We start from the raw sequence: 220 nt of genomic DNA, 5'->3' as shown, positions 1-220 counted from the left end.
CATGATGTCGTAGATCAACTCATGAACCTGCTTGTGTTCCATGGGCGGGAGATTAATGCGGCGAATGTCGCCGTCCACCCGGATCATTGGCGGCAGGCCCGCCGAAAGGTGTAAGTCAGATGCGCCTTGCTTGGCACTGAACGCCAGCAGCTCTGTAATGTCCATATACGTCATTCCCCTGTAGCCCGGCAGGTAGGCTTGGGCTACCATTCGCGCCATG

The 220-nt window shown here is 56.8% G+C and carries 1 pseudogene; it reads right to left on the bottom strand.

From position 1 onward, the window contains the following. Window positions 1–165 (bottom strand): annotated as a pseudogene (locus A3709_RS17450) (twitching motility protein PilT); the annotation flags it as partial. Window positions 166–220: the final 55 nt, after the last annotated feature.

Source organism: Halioglobus sp. HI00S01, from assembly GCF_001635445.1.
In the GTDB taxonomy this organism is placed as follows: Bacteria; Pseudomonadota; Gammaproteobacteria; order Pseudomonadales; family Halieaceae; genus Halioglobus; species Halioglobus japonicus.
Note: the sequence above shows the minus strand (reverse complement) of the source record. Positions and strands in the feature narration are given on the sequence as shown.